This is a genomic window from Roseomonas sp. KE0001 (assembly GCF_016107285.1).
Lineage (GTDB): Bacteria > Pseudomonadota > Alphaproteobacteria > Acetobacterales > Acetobacteraceae > Pseudoroseomonas.
The window spans coordinates 577,851-600,388 of sequence record NZ_RCVQ01000001.1 but is presented as its reverse complement, the minus strand read 5'-3'; the positions used below and the strand labels follow the sequence as shown (position 1 = coordinate 600,388).

The 22,538-nt window shown below is 70.8% G+C and carries 19 protein-coding genes; 10 read left to right on the top strand and 9 right to left on the bottom strand.

Going from position 1 to position 22,538, the window contains the following annotated elements:
• Positions 1–14 precede the first annotated feature (14 nt).
• The 4 genes from D9598_RS02785 (at position 15) to D9598_RS02770 (ending at position 5,129) form a co-directional block, all read left to right on the top strand.
• The gene (locus tag D9598_RS02785) at positions 15–2,963 is read left to right on the top strand and encodes a bifunctional [glutamine synthetase] adenylyltransferase/[glutamine synthetase]-adenylyl-L-tyrosine phosphorylase (RefSeq protein ID WP_198364858.1); all 2,949 of its coding nucleotides are present in this window, start codon (positions 15–17) and stop codon (positions 2,961–2,963) included.
• A complete protein-coding gene (locus tag D9598_RS02780; protein WP_198364857.1) occupies positions 2,960–3,433 on the top strand; it encodes a peroxiredoxin in 474 nt (157 codons plus the stop codon). The genes D9598_RS02785 and D9598_RS02780 overlap by 4 nt, the downstream gene beginning before the upstream one ends.
• Positions 3,434–3,512: 79 nt before the next feature.
• Complete coding sequence (locus D9598_RS02775; protein ID WP_198364856.1) at positions 3,513–4,748, top strand: MFS transporter; 1,236 nt, start codon at positions 3,513–3,515, stop codon at positions 4,746–4,748.
• Positions 4,749–4,793: 45 nt separating this feature from the next.
• Positions 4,794–5,129, top strand: coding sequence for an NIPSNAP family protein (locus tag D9598_RS02770; RefSeq protein WP_198364855.1), 336 nt, complete (start codon positions 4,794–4,796; stop codon positions 5,127–5,129).
• Positions 5,130–5,190: 61 nt separating this feature from the next.
• Here D9598_RS02770 and D9598_RS02765 read toward each other — a convergent pair whose 3' ends face one another.
• From D9598_RS02765 to D9598_RS02750, 4 genes are all read right to left on the bottom strand, one after another.
• Positions 5,191–5,655 (bottom strand): heme-binding protein, encoded by a 465-nt coding sequence (locus tag D9598_RS02765; protein ID WP_198364854.1) that lies wholly within the window; start codon positions 5,653–5,655, stop codon positions 5,191–5,193.
• Between the two features lie 32 nt (positions 5,656–5,687).
• On the bottom strand, positions 5,688–8,036 hold the full coding sequence (locus tag D9598_RS02760) for a xanthine dehydrogenase family protein molybdopterin-binding subunit (RefSeq protein WP_198364853.1): 2,349 nt from the start codon (positions 8,034–8,036) through the stop codon (positions 5,688–5,690).
• A gap of 185 nt (positions 8,037–8,221) precedes the next feature.
• The gene (locus D9598_RS02755) at positions 8,222–8,623 is read right to left on the bottom strand and encodes a MarR family transcriptional regulator (protein WP_198364852.1); all 402 of its coding nucleotides are present in this window, start codon (positions 8,621–8,623) and stop codon (positions 8,222–8,224) included.
• A 482-nt stretch (positions 8,624–9,105) separates the two neighbouring features.
• Positions 9,106–10,080, bottom strand: a complete 975-nt coding sequence (locus D9598_RS02750; protein ID WP_198364851.1) for a Gfo/Idh/MocA family protein — start codon at positions 10,078–10,080, stop codon at positions 9,106–9,108.
• Between the two features lie 242 nt (positions 10,081–10,322).
• On the opposite strand from D9598_RS02750, the gene recQ reads away from it, so the two are divergent.
• The 3 genes from recQ to bfr all read left to right on the top strand — a co-directional run bounded on the left by recQ (position 10,323) and on the right by bfr (position 12,974).
• Complete coding sequence (recQ, locus tag D9598_RS02745; RefSeq protein WP_198364850.1) at positions 10,323–12,131, top strand: DNA helicase RecQ; 1,809 nt, start codon at positions 10,323–10,325, stop codon at positions 12,129–12,131.
• 30 nt (positions 12,132–12,161) lie between these two features.
• Positions 12,162–12,380 (top strand): bacterioferritin-associated ferredoxin, encoded by a 219-nt coding sequence (locus tag D9598_RS02740; RefSeq protein ID WP_232476810.1) that lies wholly within the window; start codon positions 12,162–12,164, stop codon positions 12,378–12,380.
• A 102-nt stretch (positions 12,381–12,482) separates the two neighbouring features.
• Positions 12,483–12,974 carry a bacterioferritin gene (gene bfr, locus D9598_RS02735; protein WP_198364849.1) on the top strand — a complete coding sequence of 164 codons (492 nt, stop codon included), beginning with the start codon at positions 12,483–12,485 and terminating at the stop codon, positions 12,972–12,974.
• Positions 12,975–13,010: 36 nt separating this feature from the next.
• On the opposite strand, the gene D9598_RS02730 is transcribed toward bfr, so the two are convergent.
• From D9598_RS02730 to D9598_RS02720, 3 genes are all read right to left on the bottom strand, one after another.
• Positions 13,011–13,529, bottom strand: coding sequence for a cysteine dioxygenase family protein (locus tag D9598_RS02730; RefSeq protein WP_198364848.1), 519 nt, complete (start codon positions 13,527–13,529; stop codon positions 13,011–13,013).
• Positions 13,530–13,542: 13 nt separating this feature from the next.
• Positions 13,543–14,226: a GntR family transcriptional regulator gene (locus tag D9598_RS02725; RefSeq protein ID WP_198364847.1), complete on the bottom strand. Its 684-nt coding sequence runs from the start codon at positions 14,224–14,226 to the stop codon at positions 13,543–13,545.
• A gap of 81 nt (positions 14,227–14,307) precedes the next feature.
• On the bottom strand, positions 14,308–15,333 hold the full coding sequence (locus D9598_RS02720) for a polyprenyl synthetase family protein (RefSeq protein ID WP_198364846.1): 1,026 nt from the start codon (positions 15,331–15,333) through the stop codon (positions 14,308–14,310).
• A 157-nt stretch (positions 15,334–15,490) separates the two neighbouring features.
• Between D9598_RS02720 and D9598_RS02715 the strand changes: the two genes are divergently transcribed.
• The 3 genes from D9598_RS02715 to D9598_RS02705 are packed head-to-tail and all read left to right on the top strand — an operon-like array spanning position 15,491 to position 18,728.
• Positions 15,491–15,706, top strand: a complete 216-nt coding sequence (locus D9598_RS02715; RefSeq protein WP_198364845.1) for a DUF2007 domain-containing protein — start codon at positions 15,491–15,493, stop codon at positions 15,704–15,706.
• A gap of 5 nt (positions 15,707–15,711) precedes the next feature.
• A complete protein-coding gene (locus tag D9598_RS02710) occupies positions 15,712–16,455 on the top strand; it encodes a tRNA1(Val) (adenine(37)-N6)-methyltransferase (RefSeq protein ID WP_198364844.1) in 744 nt (247 codons plus the stop codon).
• Between the two features lie 44 nt (positions 16,456–16,499).
• Positions 16,500–18,728, top strand: coding sequence for a glycosyltransferase family 1 protein (locus tag D9598_RS02705; protein WP_198364843.1), 2,229 nt, complete (start codon positions 16,500–16,502; stop codon positions 18,726–18,728).
• A 27-nt stretch (positions 18,729–18,755) separates the two neighbouring features.
• On the opposite strand, the gene D9598_RS02700 is transcribed toward D9598_RS02705, so the two are convergent.
• Positions 18,756–19,832, bottom strand: coding sequence for a P1 family peptidase (locus D9598_RS02700; protein WP_198364842.1), 1,077 nt, complete (start codon positions 19,830–19,832; stop codon positions 18,756–18,758).
• A 7-nt stretch (positions 19,833–19,839) separates the two neighbouring features.
• Positions 19,840–22,488 carry an alanine--tRNA ligase gene (gene alaS / locus D9598_RS02695; protein WP_198364841.1) on the bottom strand — a complete coding sequence of 883 codons (2,649 nt, stop codon included), beginning with the start codon at positions 22,486–22,488 and terminating at the stop codon, positions 19,840–19,842.
• Positions 22,489–22,538: the final 50 nt, after the last annotated feature.

The following is a 22,538-nucleotide window of genomic DNA, read 5'->3' as shown; positions in this document are numbered from 1 at the left end:
TTGGCTTCCGCATCATGTCCCAGACATCCAGCCTGCTGCCGCCCGCCTTCGACAAGCCAGCCGCGGAGGCACTGACCGAGGCCTTCGCCGCGCGTGGCGCCGCGGAGAGTGACTACGCCGGCTCCGGCTCCGGCCGCGCCCTGCTGGCGGCGCTGGGAGGCCACAGCCCCTATCTCGCCGACCTCGCGGAGCGCGAGAGCGATATCCTGCTCAGATTCGGCCGCGACGGGCCGGACAACGCCCTGGCCCACGCTCTCCTGCCCCTGCGCCGCGCCGATCCGTCCGCGACGCGGGCCACCGTTTCGGCGCAGCTGCGACAGGCCAAGCGCCAGGCCGCGCTGGTCATCGCGGCGGCCGACCTCACGGGCTTCTGGCCGCTCGACAAGGTGACGGGCGCGCTCTCCGACCTGGCCGAGGCGGCCATCGATTACGCCTGCGCCCATCTGCTGCGCGAGGCCGCCGCCCGCCAGGAACTGCGCCTGCCCCGCGCCCGCCGCCACGAGCCGAGGGAGGTCGCGCGCGGTTCAGGCCTCGTCATCCTCGGCATGGGCAAGCTGGGGGGGCGTGAACTCAACTATTCCTCCGATATCGACCTGATGGTGCTCTACGAGCCGACGGCCGCAGCCTATCACGAGGAACGCGCCGGCGCCCTATACGTGCGCATCGCGCGTGATCTCGTGACGCTGATGGAGGAGCGGACGGCGGGAGGCTATGTGTTCCGCACCGACCTTCGCCTGCGCCCCGACCCGGCGGCCACGCCGCTCGCGGTCAGCATCCCGACCGCCATCACCTACTACGAATCGATGGGCCAGAACTGGGAACGGGCGGCGATGATCAAGGCCCGGCCCGTCGGCGGGGATCGCGCGCTGGGCGAGGCCTTCCTGGCCGAGATCCGCCCCTTCGTCTGGCGCCGCCACCTCGATTTCGCGATGATCGCCGATATCCACGGCATCAAGCGCCAGATCCACGCCGCCCATGCGGGGCGCGGCGCGCATGCCGAGGTGCAGGTCGCCGGGCATGACGTGAAGCTGGGCCGCGGCGGCATCCGCGAGATCGAGTTCATCGCCCAGGTTCTGCAGCTGATCTGGGCCGGCCGCGATCCCGGCCTGCGCGATCCGACGACGCTCGGTGCCCTCGCCGCCCTGACGATGGCCGGCAAGATCGACCGGCGGGCGGCCTCCCGCCTGGCCGATGCCTATGTCTTCCTGCGCAATGTCGAGCACCGGCTGCAGATGGTGGCCGACCGGCAGACCCAGCGGCTGCCGGAGGATGAGGAGAATCTGGCGCGCATCGCCAGCTTCATGGGCTTCCCCGATGCCGACGCCTTCCGCGCCGCGCTGATCGATCACCTGCGCGGCGTCGAACATGTCTATGCCGAGATGTTCGAGGACCGGCGGCCGAGCCTGCCACGGGCCGAGGCGGCGGCGGGCCCGGACTTCACCGCCGGCCCGGAGGATGCGCAAACCCTGCATGCCCTGGAGGAACTCGGTTTCTCCGACCCCGCCAAGGCGGCGGCGACCCTGCGGGCCTGGCATCTCGGACGCCCGCGCGCGACCCGCAGCGAGCGCGCGCGGGAACTGCTGACGAGCATGCTGCCGGGCCTGGTGAACGCCGTCGCGGCGCAGCGCGAGCCCGACGCGGTGCTCTCGCGCTTCGACATGGTGCTCTCGCGCATGACGGCCGGGGTGCACATGCTGTCGCTGTTCCAGCGCAACCCGGCGCTCCTGGAGCGCATCGCCGGCATCCTCGGCGCGGCCCCCGCCCTCGGGGACCACCTGGCCTATACGCCCTCCTCCCTGGAGGGCCTGCTGGGCGGCGGCGGGCCGGGCGGCGCGGCGGCGATGCTGCCGGGGCTGGTGGGCGGGGCGCGGCACGTCGAGGAGGCGCTGGACGGCGCCCGGCGCCTGGTGACGGAAGGCAAGTTCGAGATCGACGCCGCCGCCCTGGAAGGCGCCATCGGCGCGGACGACGCCGGGCGCGCCCGCAGCGATCTGGCGGAGGCCGCCATCTCCTCCCTGCTGCCGCATGTCGTGGCGGATTTCTCGGCGCGCTTCGGCCGCGTCCGCGGCGGTTCCCTGGCGGTGGTCGCCCTCGGCAAGCTGGGCGGGCGGGAAATGCTGCCGGCCTCCGACCTCGACCTGCTGCTGATCTACGATCATCCGGAAAAGGCCGAGGGCAGCACCGGCGCCGCCCGTTCCCTGCCGGCCAGCACCTATTTCAGCCGGCTGGCGCAGCAGGTCATCGCGGCCGTCACCGCGCCCGGCGCGGAGGGCAAGCTCTATGAGGTGGACATGCGGCTGCGGCCCTCGGGCAACAAGGGGCCGGTCGCCACCTCGCTGTCGAGCTTCCGCCGCTACCACGACGAGAGCGCCTGGACCTGGGAGCGCATGGCGCTCACCCGGGCACGTTGCGTCGCCGGGCCCGTGGCGCTGCGGCGGCGCATCGGCGGGGCGATCCGGCAGGCGGTGCTGGCCCATGCGGGGGATGCCGCCATCGCCGACGCGGTGGCCATGCGCCGCCGCATGCTGCGCGATCTGCCCGCCGATGGGCCCTGGGACGTCAAGGCCATGGCCGGCGGCCTGATCGAGGTCGAGTTCATCGCCCAGGCGCTGCAACTGGCGCATGCCGCGCAGCATCCGCGCATCCTCTCCCCCACCACCGTCGAGGCGCTGTCCCGCCTCGCCCGGGCCCGCCTGCTGCCGGCGGAGGAGGCGGAGCGGCTGATCGCCGCGGATCGCCTGTGGCGCACCATCCTGGGTCTGCTCCGCCTCACCGTCGGGCGCTGGCGCCAGGCGGAACTGCCGACGCCGACGGCCGCGGCCCTGCTGCACGCCACCACGCCGCTGCTCGGCAGGGGCGCGATTGACCTGCCGGCGTTACGCCACATGATGCAGGATCACGCCGGGCAGGTGCGGGCCATCTTCGAGCGCCGCCTGGGCCGGCTCACCGGAGAATCGGGATGAGTGTCGAGGAAGGTCTGCCGGCGCCGGATTTCACCCTGCCGGCGAGTGGCGGACGGACCGTTTCCCTGGCCGCCATGCGGGGCAGGCCCTTCGTGCTCTACTTCTATCCCAAGGCCGACACCTCGGGCTGCACGCGCCAGGCCTGCGATTTCCAGGAGGCCCTGCCGGCGCTGGAGCGCGGCGGGCTCGAGGTGATCGGCGTCTCGCCCGATCCCATGCCGCCCATCGAGAAATTCGCCCAGAAGTACGGGCTGAGCTTCCCTCTCGCCTCGGATGCGGAGAAGCAGGCGGCCGTCGCCTATGGAACCTGGATCGAGAAGTCCATGTACGGCCGCAGGTACATGGGAATGGATCGCGCCACCTTCCTCATCGACGCCGGGGGGCGGATCGCGCGGATCTGGCGCAAGGTGAAGGTGCCGGGCCATGCCCGGGCGGTGCTGGAGGCGGCCGCCGCCCTGCCACGCCCCTGATGCCCGGCGCCGCCGGACGTGCCTCTTGTCGCCGCGCGGCGCCCCGTTCATGCTGGCCCGCGAGGGAGGAAGGACAACCATGCCGACACAGCCGGGGCCCGGCCAGGACCTCCGCCCCTCCCCCGTCCCCGCGCTGATCTTCTGCGCCGTGCTGGCCGCCGCCCTGGCCATGGGGCTGCGGCAATCCTTCGGGCTCTTCCTCGCGCCGATGACGGCGGCGCATGGCTGGACCGCCAGCGGCTTCGCCTTGGCCATCGCGGTCCAGGTGCTGGTCAACGGCCTGTCGCAGCCGCTCTGCGGCCAGCTGGCCGACCGTTTCGGCGGCCGTGTGGTGGTGATGGGCGGCGCGCTGCTCTACACGATCGGCCTCCTCGGCATGGCGCTCTCGGACGGCATGCCGCTCTTCACCGTCTTCGCCGGCCTGATCATGGGCATCGCCGTCTCGGCCGCGGGGATGCCGGTCATCATGGCCAGCCTCACCCGGCTGCTGCCCGAGCAGCACCGCGGCCGCGCCACCGGCCTCGGCACCGCCGGCTCCTCCTTCGGCCAGTTCCTGGTGGTGCCGCTGGCGGGTGTCGGCATCGCCAGCCTGGGCTGGCAGACGGCGCTGCTGGTCATGGCCGCCGTCTCGCTGGCGATGGTGCCGCTGGCCCTGCCGCTGCGGGACAGCCCGCAGGCGAGGCCGCAGGCCGCCCTGGCCGCCGAGGAGGAAGGCGCCGGCCGCGCCCTGCGCCGCGCCTTCGCCAGCACCTCCTTCTGGTGCCTGTTCAGCGGCTTCTTCGTCTGCGGGCTGCACGTCAGCTTCCTCACCGTGCATCTGCCGGGCTTCGTGGCCAGCTGCCACCTGCCGCTCTATGTCGGCGCCGGCGCGCTGAGCCTGATCGGGCTGTTCAACATCGCCGGCTCCCTGATCTCGGGCGAGCTGACACAGAGATGGCGGCGGCGGGAGTTGCTGGTGGGCATCTACGGCGCGCGCGCCGCGCTGATGGTGGTGTTCTTCATGGCCCCCAAGACCACCGGCACCATCCTGGTCTTCTCCGCCCTCATGGGCCTGCTCTGGCTGTCCACCGTGCCGCCCACCGTCGCCCTCTGCGCCCGCAACTTCGGCACGCGCTGGCTGGCCACGATCTTCGGCCTCGTCTTCCTCGGCCACCAGCTGGGCGGCTTCACCGGCGCATGGCTGGGCGGGGTGATCTTCGACCGGACGGGCAGCTATGACCTGATGTGGATCATCAGCATCCTGGCCGGCGTCTTCGCCGCGCTGGTGCACCTGCCGGTGCGGGATGCCGTCCAGCCGCTCGCGCGGCCGGCCTGAGGACGCCAGGCCCCTCTTCACTTACGCTTCCGGAGAACCGCGAGAATGCTCCTCGACCACCGCACCTATGTCTGCCGGCCCGGCACGCTGAAGAAGCATCTCGAGATCTATGAGAAGCACGGCTGGGCCGCGCAGACCCGGCATCTCGGCATGCCCGTCGCCTATCTGACGACGGAGACGGGCAATGTGAACACCTATGTCCACATCTGGGCCTATGCCGACGCCGCCGATCGCGCGGCAAAGCGCGCGGCCATGCAGGCGGACCCCGACTGGATCAACTACCTGCGCCTCAGCGCCGAGGCGGGCTATCTGGTGAGCCAGGAGAACCGGCTGATGACGCCGGTGGCCTTCGCGCCCGCGCCCCTGCGGCAGGGCGCCTGAAGCCGGGCGCCTGGCGCGCCGCGGCTGAGGTCCCGGCCGCCTCTGGCGGCCGGGGCGCGCGTTACTCCGGGTCGCCGGTGTCGGCGATGAGGCCGGCCGCCTCGATGCCCGCCACGGCGCAGACCTCGTCCTTGTCCGAGGCATCGCCGGAAATGCCGACCGCGCCGAGGACCGTCCCCCCGGCATCGCGCACCAGCACGCCCCCCGGCACCGGCACCGCACGGCCACCGCACAGGTCGGAGAAGGCGTTCATGAAGCCCGGCATCTTGGCCGAGCGGCGCGCCAGCTCGCGCCCGCCGAAGCCCAGCGCCATGGCACCGAAGGCCTTGCCCGCGGCGATATCGGGGCGCAGCAGGCTGGCGCCATCCTCCCGCAGCAGGAGCTTCAGCTGCGCGGCCTGATCCAGCACCACCACCGTGAGGGGCGCGAGGCCGAGGGCGCGGCCCTTGGCCAGCGCCGCCTCGCCGATGCGCGAGGCGACGTCGAGCGCGATGCCGGGCGCGAAGCCGGTCGGGGGATTGGGCATGTCCTACCTTCCACGTGTTGCGCGGCGGCGTATCAGGCCGCCGCTTCCTGGAGCGCGCGCCACACCACCTCGGGCGTGGCCGGCATGTCGATATGGCGCACGCCGCGCTCCGACAAGGCATCCACCAGCGCATTCATCACCGCCGGCAGCGAACCGGCACAGCCGGCCTCGCCACAGCCCTTGGCGCCCAGCGGGTTGGTCTTGGCCGGCACCGCATGGCTGTGGAAGGCGAAGCTCGGCAGATCGCCCGCGCGGGGCACGGCGTAATCCGAGTAGGAGCCGGAGAGCAGCTGTCCGTCCTCGCTATAGGCGGTCCGTTCCATCAGCGCCTGGCCGATGCCCTGGGCGATGCCGCCATGCGCCTGCCCCTCGACCAGCAGCGGATTCACCACCACGCCGAAATCGTTGACGGTGACATAGCGGTCGATCCGCACCATGCCCGTCTCGGGGTCCACCTCCACCTCGGCGATGTGGCAGCCATTCGGATAGGCCATCGGCGCCTCCTCGAAGACATGCCTCACATCGAGGCTTCCGGGCACATCCTCCGGCAGGGCAACGCCTTCCCGCAGGCGCGCGGCCAGGTCGATGAGGCTGATGCCACGGTCGGTGCCGGCGATCAGCAGGCGCGCGCCGCCCTCGGCATGGGGCTCGAACTCGATATCGGCCTCGGCCGCCTCGAGCAGATGCGCGGCGGCGCGGCGCGCCTTCTCGACCACCTTGGCCGAGGCCTCGATGATCGCCGCGCCGGACGCCATGAGCGATTTCGAGCCGCCGGTGCCGCCGCCCGCGATCAGCTCATCCGAATCGCCCTGCAGCAGCCGGATACGCTCGAAGGGGATGCCGAGCGCCTGGTACAGCACCTGGGCGAAGGGCGTCCAATGGCCCTGGCCGTAGTCCAGGGTGCCGGTGATGATGGTGACGGTGCCGTCGGCCTCGAAGCGGATGCCACCCATCTCCTTGGCCGGCGGCGCCGTGCATTCGAGGAAGTTGCCGATGCCGCGCCCGCGCAGCAGCCCGCGCGCCGCGCTCGCCGCCTTGCGCGCCGCGAAACCTTCCCAGTCCGCTTCCCGCAGCGCCTTGTCGAGGACGGCGGTATACTCGCCGCTGTCGTAGCTGGAGCCGGAGGCCGCCTTGTAGGGCAGTTGCTCGGGCCGGATATGGTTGCGGCGGCGCAGCTCGATGGCATCGATGCCCATCTCCGCCGCGGCCGTCTCGATCAGCCGCTCCATGAAGTAGTTGCCTTCCGGGCGGCCGGCGCCGCGATAGGCCGAGACGGGCGTGGTATTGGTCAGCAGGCAGCGTGTCGCCACCTCGATCAGCGGCGTCGCGTAATTGCTCTGGATGTTGCGCACGAAGTTCATCGTGCCCATCAGCGGGCCGACGGTGCTCAGATAGCCGCCCATATTCGCGAAGGTGGTCAGGCGCACCGCCTGGAAGCGGCCCTCGGCATCCAGCGCCAGCTCGGCGCTGACCTCATGATCCCGGCCGTGGCAATCCGACAGGAAGCTGCCGGTGCGCTCATCGGTCCACTTCACCGGCCGGCCCAGCTGCCGCGCCGCATGCAGCAGGCAGACATATTCCGGATAGGCGGAGGCCTTCATGCCGAAGCTGCCGCCGACATTGCCGGTCAGGATGCGCAGCTTCTCCGTCGGCACCTTCAGGAGGTCGTTGGCCATCTGGTTGCGCAGGCCGAAGACGCCTTGGCTGCCGACATGCAGGGTGTACCGGCCGGTCGCCTCGTCGTATTCGCCGATGGCGCTGCGCGGCTCCATCGCACAGACCACGATGCGGTTGTTGCGCAGATGCAGACGCGTGACATGCGCAGCGCCCGCGAAGGCCGCCTCCACCTTTTCCCTGTCGCCGAAATGGAAGTCGAGAACCTGGTTGCCCGGCACATGCTCGTAGAGCTGCGGTGCCTCCGGGGCGGCGGCGGCCTCGGTGACGGCGGGCAGGGTGTCGATGTCCGGCAGCACCGCCTCGGCGCCGTCCCGCGCCGCGTCCCGGGTCTCGCCGATCACGCAGGCGATGGGATCGCCCACGAAGCGGACACGATCCAGCGCCAGGGCGGGGCGCTCGACATTGATCAGGCCGGGCAATGGCAGGGTGCAGCGCATCGTGCCGAAGCCGGCGGCCTGAAGGTCCCGCCCGGTATACACCGCCACCACACCCGGCGTGGCCAGGGCAGCCTCCACATCCAGCCCACGCAGCACGCCGTGCGCGTAGGGGCTGCGGACCATGACGCACCAGAGCTGGCCCGGCCGCTGCAGATCGTCGGTATACCGGCCTTCGCCCCGCAGCAGGACCGGGTCCTCGTTCCGCGGCACCGCCTGTCCGACGCCGAACTTCATTCCGGAAGGGGAAAGCGGAAGGGAATCCGGCATGCAGAGTGCTCCGTGGCAGGGCGGGGAGCCAGGGAGCCTAAAAGCATCCGGGCCACAGCGCGAGCCTCGGAAGGCAGGATAATGCACGCCGGGGTGCGGGCGGGACGATCGACCCCGGCATCCCCATCCCGGCGCGATAATCCAGGATCAGAATACAACCCTGGATTGTATATCTCATTTTGGCATCACACCGCCTTACGGGCGAGCTCTTCCGAATTGGCCGGCTTGGAGGGGGTCAGGGTCCGGGCCGTGGAGTCGGCCTCGACCATCATGCCTCGCAACTCCCGCAGGAAGGCGGCACCCTTGACGGTGCGCTGGATCAACACGCTGCGGCGATCCTGCGGATCGGTCTTGCGGCGCGCGAGATCGAGTTCGCCCAGGCGGTCGAGGGCGCGGGTGATCGCCGGTTTCGACACGTTGAGGGTCGCGGCCAGCCCACGGACGGTATGCGGATTGTCAGAGAGATAGACGGTCAGGAAAACGCCAAGCTGGCGGGCGGACAGGTCATGACCGTCCCTGCGCACCAGAGACACGACAGTATCCCGCAGGATGCCTAAAAGCTGCTCCGGGGCATTCTGAACTGCCATGTTCCACTTCTCCTTCTTTTGGCTGACTGGACCGCCACATCACTTTTATGTGAAATCGGCGGTTCGCGCGCAGTGTCGTCGTCTCGAATGTGAAAAAATCCTACCGGGCAGATCCATAACGGTGCCTGTCTCGGTCAGCGGGATATGCCTCTTCTCCGTTGCTCGTGGAGCCAGACGTCGCGGCGCGGCGCCTCGCTCGGAGGACGGGAATCGAAAGCCCATTCGACGCGTCCATCTAATAATATTGGCAACCAAACTGTCCAGCGACGAAACGTAACCGCCCCTCAGAAATCATTACGATAAGGGAGTCGGATCAGGACTTCGCCGCTCGCTTCCAGTGGAGCACAGCAGTCTGCCGATCTCCATGCGGCGTTGTCGTCATCCTCATGGAAGCAGCATGCTGTCCTACTTTCCATGCCGTCGGTCCCGGCCCGAAGAATCTTCTTTCCGATTGTAAATATTGACTGTTACCCGGCTCCGGTTCACATGGCTCCATTTCGCAGTATCCGCTCGACAATCGCCTGTACTTCGAACGCCTCGCGCAGGGTGGCGAGATCCTGCGGCTTGCCTTCGACGAGCGCCCGCAGCTTGCTCAGTTGCCGTTGCAGGACCAGCGGTCGCATTTCCGCGTTGGACAGCGCTTCCGCGGCGGGTTGCCAGCTCCTATCCTGGAGACGTTCCGCCAGGGACCAGTTCCGAAGGCGGATGGCGCCGGCCTCGCCGCTCAAGGTCCAGGAATGCTGCTCGTCCTCCGCGATCCGGCCGACCGTGCCCGAGACGGAGAGAGGGATCTCCCCGGCCCGCAATTCGGCGGCCATGGCGGTCTCCGCGGCATCGTCATCTCCGTATGCTACCGCTGCCGAAACGACAGCGAGAGGGCCGAGTTGCCGCAGTGCAAGAAACAGGAAGTGGGACAGCACCTCCCGCGTGAAGCCTCCCTCCTGCCGCCGCGCCAGCCAGGGCGCCGCGGCAGCCTGCCAATGGCGCGGCCAGCGGGCGAAGTCCGTCACGATGTCGAGCCGCAGGGGCGCGCCGACATGACCATCCTGGCGCCAGCGACTCACCTGCTCGACGGCGGGAGAGGACGCCATGGGGAAGTTGACGGCCGCCCGGGCCCGGCCTTCCTCGGCCTCGGCGACGAAGGCCGCGGCCTCGTCGAGGTCGGTGGCCAGCGGCTTCTCCAGGAACACGGCCTTCCCGGCCTTGAAGGCGCGGCGCGCGAGCGGAATATGCGCGGCCGGCGGTGTCGCGATATAGAGAACGTCACAGGCCTCGATCACCGCATCGGCATCGGGGAGGAAGGGGGCTGCCCCCGTCACCTCCCTCCAGCGCGCGGTCGCCCGCGGCGAGGGGTCCCAGCCGCCCGCGATCCGGATATCGGGATGCGACAGGGCCGCTCCCGCCAGGCGCTCGCCCATAACCCCGAAACCGACGATACCCAGTGTGATGGCGCCCATGACGTCGCGGCGAGCTCCCTGAAAGGGGCGGGACAGTAATGCTGACGCTTGCCGCCCACCACCCCCAAAACAGGGCGTTTCTGCGTCATGTCGGCCCGACCCGCCGCACGCTCCGGAGTGGTGCGGACTTGCCCCCTGGCCCCCTCAGCCGCTACTTCCCCCGCTCCCCCAAGGCTGACCGGGTCTCTCGCAGCCCGCCGTGACGGTCGCCGCCTCATGCCCAAACGGATCCCTGCCGCATCATGACCCCGCCGCGCGACCCGCTTGAAGTCCTGCATCAGGTCTTCGGCCATGGCGGCTTCCGGGGCATGCAGGAAGAGGTGGTGCGCCACGCCGTCGCCGGCGGATCCGGCCTGGTGCTGATGCCGACCGGCGGCGGCAAGAGCCTCTGCTTCCAGGTTCCCGCCCTGTGCCGCCCGGGCCTCGGCGTCGTGGTTTCGCCGCTCATCGCGCTGATGGAGGACCAGGTCGCGGCGCTGCGCCAGCAGGACATCGCCGCCGCCGCGCTGCATTCCGAGCTCGATCCCGAGGAGGCGCGCGGCGTCTGGCGGGAGCTCAACCGTGGCCAGCTGAAGCTGCTCTACGTCTCGCCCGAGCGGCTGACCAACGAGGCCACGCTGGCGCGGCTGGACGAGATGCGGATCGCGCTCTTCGCCATCGACGAGGCCCATTGCGTCAGCCAATGGGGGCACCACTTCCGCCCCGAGTATCGCGCCCTGCCGGTGCTCGCCGAACGCTTCCCCGAAGTGCCGCGGCTCGCCCTGACCGCCACCGCCGACCCGCGGACGGTGCTGGACATCCAGCGCCAGCTCCGGCTCGAGCAAAGCCCCCTCTTCCGTGCCAGCTTCGACCGGCCGAACATCCACATCGCCGCCCAGCCCCGCGAGCAGGAGCGCGCGCAGCTCCGTCGCTTCATCGCCACCGCCGGCGACGGCAGCGGCGCCGGGCTGATCTATTGCGGCACGCGGCGGAAGGCCGAGCAGACGGCGGATTGGCTGCGGCAGGACGGGCACGACGCCCTGGTGTTCCATGCCGGGCTCGAGCCGCGGGAGAAACGCGAGGCCCACCGCCGCTTCGCCCGGGGCGATGCGGTCATCATGGCGGCGACCATTGCCTTCGGCATGGGCATCGACCGGCCCGATGTGCGCTACGTCGCCCATACCGACCTGCCGCGCAGCCCCGAGAGCTGGTACCAGGAGATCGGCCGCGCCGGACGCGACGGGCTGCCGGCCCGGGCCCTCCTCCTCTACGGCGCGGGCGACATCGCGCTGGCCCGTCACCGCATCGGCGAAAGCGGCGCCGCCGACGAGCAGAAACGGGTGGAGCGGCAGCGCCTCGACGCCATGGTGGGCATCGCCGAGGCCGCCACCTGCCGCCGGCAGATCCTGTTGCGCTGCTTCGGGGAGGCCGCGCCGGAAGCCTGCGGCCAGTGCGACATCTGCCAGGCCCCGCCACGGCTGTTCGACGGCACGGTGGCGGCGCAGAAGCTGCTCTCCGCCGTGCTGCGCACCGGCCGCCGCTTCGGCCTCGGCCATGTGGTCGATGTGCTGCAGGGCCGCAGCACCGCCAAGGTCACCCAGTTCGGGCACGACCAGCTGCCCACCTTCGGCGTCGGGCGGGACCTGCCGGAAGCCACCTGGCGGGGCGTCGCGCGGCAGCTCGTCGCGCAGGGCGTGCTCGATGTCGCGGTGGAGAATCACGGCGAGCTGGTGCCGACCGAGGCCGCCCGCCCCGTCCTGAAGGGCGAGGCCTCGATCATGCTCCGGGAGGAGCTGGTCCTGCCGCCGGCCGGCCGGCTGGCCACCAAGAGCCAGGCGGGCCCGGCCATGACGGCCGATCCCTGCTTCAGCGCGCTGCGCGACTGGCGCCGCCGGACTGCGACGGCCCAGGGCGTGCCGGCCTATGTCATCTTCCAGGACCGCACGCTGGCGGAGATCTCGGCGCTCCGCCCGGCCGATCTGGCCGCGCTCGGGACCATTCCCGGCGTCGGCGCCACCAAGCTGGAGCGCTACGGCAAGGCCGTTCTGGCGGTGTTGCGAGACTGCGAATGACTTGCAGATCGGTTTGCGAGCGTCTATCAATTGCAAATCGACAGCCGTGGTGCCTGCCTCATGTATGTCTGCATCTGCAATGGCCTCACCGACGCGCGGATCCGCTCCGCCATCGCCGAGGGCGCGCGCCGTCCGAAAGAGGTCTATGCCGCCTGCAATTGCAACGCGCAGTGCGGCTGCTGCACCGGCACCATGCTCTCCATCCTCCGCGATCAGCCCGCGGAACAATCCGCGCTGGGTGGCAACTGAGATCGTCTCTCAGTCTCATTCACAAGCAAAAACAACAACTTGACTGAGTTCAGCGGATCGCTAAACCTCCGCGCCTGAAAGTTCCAGGCACGGAGTTCCGTCATGCTGCGCGATCCGAAGGTCATCGAGTATCTGAATACTCAGCTCACCAACGAGCTGACGGCCATCAACCAGTATTTCCTGCATGCCCGCATGCTGGACAACTGGGGCGTGACCAAGCTCGGCAAGCACGAATATGCCGAGTCCATCGAGGAGATGAAGCATGCGGATGACCTCATCAACCGCATTCTCTTTCTCGGCGGGCTGCCGAATGTGCAGCGCCTGAACCAGATCCTCATCGGCGAGAATGTCGAGGAGGTGCTGCGCTGCGACCAGAAGATCGAGGAGAAGGCGATCAACGACCTGCGCGATGGCATCGCCCATTGCGAGAGCGTGCGCGACTACGTCTCGCGCGATCTGCTGCTGCGCATCCTGGCGGATGAGGAGAAGCACGCCGACTTCCTGGAGACGCAGTTCGACCTGATCAAGCAGATCGGCCTGCCCAAGTACATCACGCTCAACAGCGACGCGGCGCCCGACCAGCACAAGGACTGACCCGGCACAGGACGGACCAGGCCGCGCCGCCCTCCGTCAGGCGGCGTAGACCAGATTGACGTCCTGGCCGAAGCGCTCGAAGGCCGCGCCGTAGACATGAATGGAGAGGGCCTCCTCTCCATCCAGATTGGCCAGCCGGTGCGCCGCGGCCGGGTCCGCCGCGCCATGAACGATGGCGCCCGGGCGGTGCAGCAGGCTCGCCGTCTGCGCCGGGTGCCCCTCCTCCACGCCGCGATAATATCCCTCCGTCAGCACGCCCCGGTGCACGCCGAAGCTGCACCATGTGCGGTGCGCATGGATCGGGCTCATCTGCCCCGGCCGCCAGCTCAGCGCGACGACGGCGTATCGCCCGTCCGGGTCGGCCTGCAGCAGATGTCGCGTATAGCCTTCCGGGCGCGAGGCGCAGTCCAGCCCGGCCAGCAGCAGCGGATCGTTCAGGAAGGGCCGCAGGGCCTCCGCGACACGGCGCGGGCGCCCGCCGGGATCGCCCGCGACGGCGATGGCGATGTCGCGCAGCATGGCGCGCAGCGCGGATCCCTTGGAGATGTAGGACATGTCCGGCTCCCTCTCAGATGAACAGGGCGGAATCGGGTTCGATCAGCGCATCCAGCACCATCCGGCGTGAGGCCTCGACCTGCCCGCGCATGATGCGCGCCGCCTCCTCCGCATGACCCAGGGCCAGCGCCTCGATCAGCTGGTGGTGCTCATGCGCCATCTCCCCGGTGCGGTCGCGCCGCCGCAGGCCGAGGGCCAGCATCCGCGTGCTCTCGTCCAGCAGCCGGTCGACCTGCCGCGCCAGGCGCCCGTTGCCGGAGAGTTCGGCGATGGTGACGTGGAAGGCCTTGTTGGCGTCGAGGAAGGCATGCGTGCTGTCCTCATCCTCCGGCTGGTAGCCACAGGCACAGACCGCATCGAGGCGGCGCAGCAGCGCCGCGTCCACCCGCCCCGCCGCCCGCCGCGCCGCCTCCGGCTCCAGCAGCAGCCGCAGGCCGAAGACCTCATGGATATCGCGGATGGTCACCAGCGAGACGATCCAGCCACGCCGCGGCACCGCCTGCACCAGCCCTTCCTCGGCCAGCCGCGCCAGGGCGGCGCGCACGGGCGCCTTGCCCAGTCCCAGCATCTGCGCCGCGCTCGCCTCGCTGAGGCTGGCGCCCGGCAGCAGGCGCGTGGTCAGGATCTCGCGGCGCAAGGCCGCCACCGCCTGCCCGGTCAGGGAGGCGGGCGGCTCAAGGGGCGGCAGAACGCTCATCGCGGATCAATCCAAATGTCGCTGACATGTCAGCGACATTCGCACAAGGCGGCCGAGGGCCGCAAGGGTCGGGTGGACCTCTTAGCGCGCCCGCGCGATGCAGAATTCGACGATGCCCGCCAGTGCGCGCCGTTCCGCCCCCTCCGCGAAGGGCTCCAGGCCGGCGAGCGCCAGATCGCCATAATGGCGCGCCCGCGCGATGGTGTCCTCGATGGCGCGATGGCGCTGCATCAGGCCCAGGGCGTGGCGGAGATCGTCCTCGCCCTGCTCCCGCTGCTCCAGCACGCGGCGCCAGAAATCCTGCTCCGCGGCATCGCCCCGCGCGAAGGCGAGCAGCACGGGCAGGGTGATCTTGCCCTCGCGGAAGTCGTCGCCGACGGTCTTGCCCAGCCGCTCCTGCTGCGCCGAATAGTCCAGCGCGTCATCCACCAGCTGGAAGGCGATACCGAGGTTGCGGCCATAGCTCTCCAGCGCCGTCACCTCGTGGCGCGGCCGGTCGGCCACCACGGCGCCCACCTTGGTCGCGGCGGCGAAGAGCGCGGCGGTCTTGCCCTCGATCACCTCGAGATACTGCGCCTCGGTCGAGGCCGTGTCGTTCTGGATGACGAGCTGCAACACCTCGCCCTCGGCGATGGTGGCGGCCGCGCTGCACAGGATGTCGAGGATCTCGAGCGAGCCGTCGGCCACCATCAGCTGGAAGGCACGGGCGAAGAGGAAGTCCCCCACCAGCACGCTGGCCTTGTTGCCGAAGATGGCATTGGCGCTGGCCTGGCCGCGGCGCAGCTCGCTCTCGTCCACCACGTCGTCATGCAGCAGCGTGGCGGTGTGGATGAACTCGACGCAGGCGGCGAGGCCGATATGCCGCTCGCCCCGGTAGCCGCAAAGCCGCGCGGCGGCCAGGGTCAGCAGCGGACGCAGCCGCTTGCCCCCCGCGGCGATGAGATGCGCCGCCAGCTGCGGAATCAGATGCACCGGGCTCTGCATGCGCTCGACGATCAGCCGGTTGCACGCCTGCAGATCCTCGCCCACAAGCCCGACTAGCGCGGTCAGCGCATCCTCGCCATCCCGGGTCGCGGGCGTGACGGATGCCTCGGTACGGCTGCGCATCGGTGCGTCCGGAAAGTTCACGCGACCATTGACCTCTTCGCTGGGACGCGCACCATAGCTACGGGGATGGGGCCCAGCAAGGCACCGCCCCCCGCCGGTTCGTCCCCGGCCGGAAGCGCACGCCGCGGGAGCGGGATGCAACAGGGAGACCGTCGCCGTGCAGGTCCTGGCGGAGAGCCCCGATCCCGTTCGCCTGTCCTTCCTGGCGGCCCTGCTGCGCGATGCCGGCATCGAGGTTTTGGTGCTGGATGGCCATGTCAGCGCGCTGCATGGCGGCATCGGCGCCTTTCCCCGCCGCCTGGTTGTCGCTGACGACGCCTATGGCCGGGCCCGTCGGGTCCTGCGCGAGGCGGGCGAAGAGGTCGCGGACTGAGGCTCATGGATGCCGCCGACCTGACGCTGGATGGCCTGCTCGACGGCCGGGTCCGGCTGCGCCAGCCGCGCGGCGGGCTGCGCGCCGGGCTGGACGCGGTGTTGCTGGCCGCCGCCATCCCCGCGCGGCCCGGGGACATCGTGCTCGAGGGCGGTTGCGGCAGCGGCGCCGTTGCCCTCTGCCTGATGGCGCGCGTACCGGACATCACGGTCTACGCCATCGAGCGCGATCCGGACCTGGCCGGGCTGGCGCGGGACAATGCCGCCCTGAACGGCGTCGCGGAGCGCCTGACGGTGCTGACCGGCGACATCGCCGACCGCGCGCTGACGCGGGCCCTGCCGCCCGTGCATCACGCCATGGCCAACCCGCCCTACTGGCCCGCCGGCACGATCCCGCCCGGAGCCTTGCGGGCGGGCGCGACGCATCAGGCCATGGGGCCGGACCTCGCCGCCTGGACCCAGGCGCTGGCACGGCCGCTCCGCCGCGACGGCAGCCTCACCCTGGTCCTGCCCGCCGAGCAGGCTCTCGCCGGGGCGGAGGCCCTGCGGGGCGCGCGGTGCGGGAGCCTGGCCTTGCTGCCGCTCTGGCCCCGCGCCGGTCAGGCCGCGCGGCGTGCGCTAGTCCAGGGCCGACGGCTCGGCCGGGGACCGGACCGGATCCTGCCGGGGATCGCCTTGCATGAGGGTGACAGCTGGAGTCCCGCTGCCGAACGGTTGCTGAGAGATGCCTTACCAGTTACTTGGAGTTGATCGGAGAGCGCGGGGCTCCCGTCCTTTCTCGCGGTGAGGACTGTATGGATCATGCTTCCTCCGAGCTGACGCTCACCCCTGGCGGATCGGACGATCCAGACGCTCTGCTCGCGGTCGCCGACGCCCATCGCGCCCTCGGCGCCTGGGAGGAAGCCGCGGGGCTCTACGCCCGCGTGGTCACGCTGCGGCCGGATGCCTGGTCGCTGATCGTTCAGGAAGGGCATTGCCTGAAGGAGGCGGGGCGCGTCGCGGCGGCGCTGGAGCGCTACAAGGCGGCGCTGGAGCTGGCGCCCGAGGATGCGGATCTCCATCTGCAGCTCGGCCACGCGCTCAAGCTGCTCGGCCTCCGGCACGAGGCCGCCGAGGCCTATGCCCGCGCGCTTTCGCTGGACCCGGAGAATCCCGACGCCTGGCAGGAAGCCTCCGCCAGCGCCGAGTGGTTGACCGAGGAGCCGCCCGCCCCCGCCTTGCCGGAGCCCGACGGACAGGCCGAGACCCTGTCGGATCAGGTCCATCAGCTCGCCTTCGATGTCACGGACGTGCTCGACTACTTCAATGGCGCGCGGACGCCGACCGGCATCCAGCGCGTCCAGATGAGCATTCTCGGCCGTGCCCTTGGCGAGCCGCTCCCCGAGGGGGTGGAGATCGCCCTCGTTTCCTACGATCCAGCGCAGCATTGCTGGCACGCTGTCGAGCCCGCGCGATTCGCCACGCTCTGCGAACTGGCGGCCAGCGGATCCGACACCGAGGACCCGGACTGGACCCTGGCGCGGGACACGCTGCGCGAGGCCGTGGGACGCGCGCCCGCCCTCGCCTTCCCGGCGGGCACCCTGCTGGTCAATCTGGGCAATTCCTGGGGCTTTCCGGACTATTTCCGGGCGCTGCGCGAGATCCAGCGGCGCCATGGCGTGCGCTACGTCCCCTTCGTGCACGACTGCGTGCCCCTCGTCGTGCCGGAGCATTGCCTGCACACCATGGTACAGGACTATGCCCGCTGGTTCAGCGCGCTGGGCCTGCACGCGCATGGCCTGCTCTGCAATTCGGAGAACACGCTGCGCGACGTGCGGCACCAGCTGCAGCGGCTGATGCCGGGGCTGGACCTGCCGGGCCAGGTCATCCGGCTGGATGGCGACCCGCGCGAGGCCATGCCGGCCCGTGGCGACACGGCGATGCCGGCGCTGCGTGTCCTGCGGCCCGGCGAGCCCTACGTTCTCTTCGTCGCCACCATCGAGAGCCGGAAGAACCACCTCCTGGTGTTCAGCGCCTGGCTGGCCCTTCTGCGGCAGTACGGCCCCGCCCGCGTGCCGCGCCTGGTCTGCGTCGGCAAGGCGGGATGGCACGCGGAGGCGGCGCTCGCCCTGCTGCGCAACGCGCCGGAGCTTCAGCGGCACGTCGTGATCCTGTCGCGCATCTCCGACCTGGAGCTGGACGCGCTCTACGAGCACTGCCTCTTCTCGGTCTACAACAGCCACTACGAGGGTTGGGGACTGCCCATCACCGAGGCGCTGGCGCATGGCAAGGCGGTGCTTACCGCGGGCCATTCCGCCCTGACCGAGGCCGGCGGCGAGGCCGCTCTCTACTTCACGCCGCAGAGCCTGCCGGACCTCCAGTCGAAGCTGGAGGCGCTGATCTTCGATCCCGAGTTCCGCGCCGCGCAGGAGGAGAAGGCGCGCGAGAAGGGGCGCCCGCGCAGCTGGAGCGCCATCAAGGACCAGGTCCTCGACGCCACCCGCGGCCTGGCGCGCCAGCCCGGCCCGGAAGCTGGCCGGCGTGCCCCGATCGAGCTGGCGCGGCGTTATGCCGTCCGCCGCAGCATGCTGGACCGGCCGGACCTGCATCTGGCCAGCGCGGCGGCGACGCTCAGCGGGGCCGGCTGGCATGCGCTGTCGGAGGAGGGTGCCTGGGCCGGGAATGCGGCGGTGGGCCTGCGCCTTCCCCTGGCTCCGGCTGGCTCCGACGCGGCCCTGCGCCTCTATCTCGAGCTGAAGCCGGCCCCGGGATGCGGCCTGCCCGCCCTTCTCTGCGCCACCGGTGCCGTGACGCGGCGCTTCACCATCGAGCCCGGTCCCGGGGAGCAGGTCACGGTCATGCTGGACCTGCCGGAGACCCGCGATGGCGGCCTGCTGGAGGTGGAGTTCGAGACGGAGGCCGTGGCCGAGGACGGCCGCAGCTTCTGCCTGCTCGGCTTCATGATCTGCCGCGCCGACGACCTGGCCGCGCGCCTGGCCTATCTGGAGAGCCAGAGCCACACCCCGGCCCAGCCGGAGGCCTGAGAGGGGAAGGCGCCGGAGGCCGCGCCGTCAGGGGCGTCCGTGCCGCGCCAGGACCTCGCGCAGCGCGGTGAGGTCGATGGCCTCACCGCGCCGGCGGCGTCCGCTCAGCGGGTCGCGGCTCTCCACGGTCGTCGCCATCAGCAGGGAATTCAGCACCGCCTCCTCCACCGCCTCGGCCGCGCCCACGAAGAGGGGCGACATGCGCGCATTGGGCCAGTCCGGCACCCGCTCCTGACCGCGCCGCACCTCCGGATGGGTCGAGAAGGCGATGGCATAGTCGCCCGAGCCGTCGGAGAAGGCCGCGCCGGTGCGCGCCAGCCCGGCCATGGCGCGCAGCGCCAGGCGAGAGAGATTGCGGTCCGAGAGCGGCGCATCGGTCGCTAGCACCACCATGACCGAGCCATCGGCGTCACCACGATCGGCATGGTCGCGCAGATAGAAGCGGCCGAGTTCGCGCCCGACGGGCACGCCGTCCATCGTCAGGTTGCCGCCGTAGTTGCTCTGCACCAGCGCGCCCAGGGTGAAGCCGCCCAGCGCCCCGGGCAGCCGGCGCGAGGCGGTGCCGATGCCACCCTTCCAGCCGAAGGCCAGGGTCCCCGTGCCCGCCCCCACGCTGCCTTCCGCGACCGGACCCTCGACGGCGCACTCCAGCGCGGCGAACACATCGGCGGCCGTGACGCCCCGGGCCCGGATATCGTTCAGCCGCCCGTCATTGGTCTCGCCCACCAGGGCGTTGACGGACAGGACGGCCTCGTTGCCCGGCTGACGCAGCGTCCAGTCCACCACGGCCTCCACGGCGCGCCCGACCGCGAGAGTATTGGTCAGCACGATCGGCGTCTCCAGCTCGCCAAGCTCGCGCAGCTGGGTCGCGCCCGCGAGCTTGCCGTAGCCATTCATCACCGACAGCCCGGCCGGAACGCGCTCCTGATAGAGATTGCCCCCGTGCGGCAGGATGGCGGTGACGCCGCTGCGGAGCCCGTCGCCCTCGATCCGCGTCACCTGTCCGACGCGCACACCGGTGCAGTCGGAGATGGCGTTGAGCGGCCCGGGCGGAAAGATGCCGGGCCGCAGGCCGAGATCGCGCGCCCGGCACCGCTCCGTCATCGCACCCTCAGCCGGCCAGGCTGGCGCGGATGGCCTGCAGCGCCGCATCCGCCTGGGCCACGTCGGGGCCGCCGGCCTGCGCCATGTCGGGGCGGCCGCCGCCGCCCTTGCCGCCGACCGCCGCGCTGCCGGCCCGCACCAGCGCCACGGCATCCGCGCGCCCCCGGGCCGCCTCGCCCACGCCCACCACGATGCTCGCCTTGCCCTCGGCCGTCGAGACCAGCGCCACGACATCGGCCGCGCCGGACTTCAGGATGGCATCGGCCAGGCCCTTCAGGTCGCGCGGCGGCACGTCGCCGAGGTTGCGGGCGGCGAGCCTGAGCCCGCCCACCTCCTCCGCCGCGGCGGCGCCGCCACCGGTGGCCAGCTGCTTGCGAAGCTCGGCGACATCACGCTCCAGCCGCCGCCGCTCCTCGGTGAGCGCCACGATCCGCGCCGGCAGCTCGGCCGGTGACACCTTCAGCGTCGCGGCCGCCTCGCGCAGGGTCTTCTCGGCCTGCTCCACGAGCGCCAGGGCGGTGGCGCCCGTCACCGCCTCGATGCGGCGGACGCCGGCGGAAACCCCGCCCTCGGAGACGATCTTGAACAGGCCGATATCACCGGTGCGCCGGACATGCGTGCCGCCGCAGAGCTCCAGCGAATAGACGCCGTGCCGGGCCGTGGCCTCCGGATCGTAACCCATGCCGACCACCCGCACCTCGTCGCCATACTTCTCGCCGAACAGGGCCATGGCGCCGGCCGCCACCGCCGCCTCGGGCGTCATCAGCCGTGTCACCACCTCGGCGTTCTCGCGGATGCGGCCATTTACCTCGGCCTCGACCCAGGCCAGGTCCTCCGGCCCGATCGGCGTCGGCTGGGACACGTCGAAGCGCAGGCGGTCCGGCGCGTTCAGGCTGCCCTTCTGCGCGACATGGTCGCCCAGGCGGCGGCGCAGCGCCTCATGCAGCAGGTGGGTGGCGGAATGGTGGGCGCGAATGGCGCCGCGGCGCCCGTGCTCGACCTCGGCCACCACCGCCCGGCCCGGCTCCGCCTCTCCCGCCTCGACCGTGCCGAGATGCACGAAGAGGCCGAGCTTCTTCTGCGTGTCGCGCACGGCGATGCGCAGGCCATCCGTGCCGGTGATGACGCCGCTGTCGCCCACCTGGCCGCCGCTCTCGGCATAGAAGGGCGTCTGGTTCAGCACCACCGCGACCTCGCTGCCCGGACCCGCGCGCCCGACGAGCCGGCCCTCGGACACCACGGCCAGGATCTCGCCCTCGGCCTTCTCGGTGGAATAGCCCAGGAACTCGGTGGCGCCGCCGAGCTGCTCCTTGAGGTCGAACCAGAGCGTCTCGGTGGCGGCCTCGCCGGAGCCGGCCCAGGCGGCGCGGGCGCGCTGCCTCTGCTCGGCCATCGCGGCCTCGAAGCCGGCCACGTCCACCGCCTTGCCCTCGCCGCGCAGCGCGTCCTGCGTCAGGTCGAGCGGGAAGCCGAAGGTGTCGTAGAGGCGGAAGGCGACATCGCCCGGCAGCGTGCCCTTCTCCCCCAGTCGTGCGCTTTCCTCCGCCAGCAGGCCGAGGCCGCGCTCCAGCAGGCTGCGGAAGCGCGTCTCCTCCAGCTTCAGCGTCTCGCCGATCAGCGCCTCCGCGCGGACCAGCTCGGGATAGGCGGCGCCCATCTGCCGCACCAGCACCGGCAGCAGGCGGTGCAGCAGCGGCTCCTTCGCGCCCATCATATGGGCGTGGCGCATGGCGCGGCGCAGGATGCGGCGCAGCACGTAGCCGCGCCCTTCGTTCGACGGCATGACGCCATCGGCGATCAGGAAGGCGCCCGAGCGCAGATGATCGGCGACGACGCGGTGGCTGACCTTGAACGGCCCGTCCGCCGCCTGCCCGGTCAGCTCGGCGCTCGCCAGGATCAGGGCACGGAAGGTGTCGGTGTCGTAGTTGTCGTGCTTGCCCTGCAGGATGGCGGCGAAGCGCTCCAGCCCCATGCCGGTGTCGATCGAGGGGCGCGGCAGCGGGTTTCGCGTCCCCGCCGGCTCCTCGAGATACTGCATGAAGACCAGGTTCCAGATCTCGATGAACCGGTCGCCGTCCTCGTCCGGGCTGCCGGGCGGCCCGCCGGGGATGGAGGGGCCGTGGTCGTAGAAGATCTCGGAGCAGGGGCCGCAGGGGCCGGTATCGCCCATGCGCCAGAAGTTGTCGCTGGTCGGGATGCGGATGATCCGCTCGGCGCCGAGCCCGGCGATCCTGCGCCACAGCGCCGCCGCATCCTCGTCCTCGGAGAAGACCGTGACCAGGAGCTTCTCCTTCGGCAGCGCGAAGTCGCGCGTCAGCAGGGTCCAGGCATGCTCGATGGCCTGTTCCTTGAAGTAGTCGCCGAAGGAGAAGTTCCCGAGCATCTCGAAGAAGGTGTGATGGCGGGCGGTGTAGCCGACATTGTCCAGGTCGTTGTGCTTGCCGCCGGCGCGCACGCATTTCTGCGCCGTGGTGGCGCGGCTGTAGGGGCGGCGCTCCTGTCCGGTGAAGACGTTCTTGAACTGCACCATGCCGCTGTTGGTGAACATCAGCGTCGGGTCGTTGCGCGGCACCAGGGGCGAGGAATCCACCACCGTGTGGCCATTGCGGGCGAAATAGTCGAGGAAGGTGGCCCGGATGTCGTTGCTGCTGGTCATCGTCCGCTGTGTCGCCCGCTCTTGGCCCCGCCGGGGGAGGTTTGGTCGGA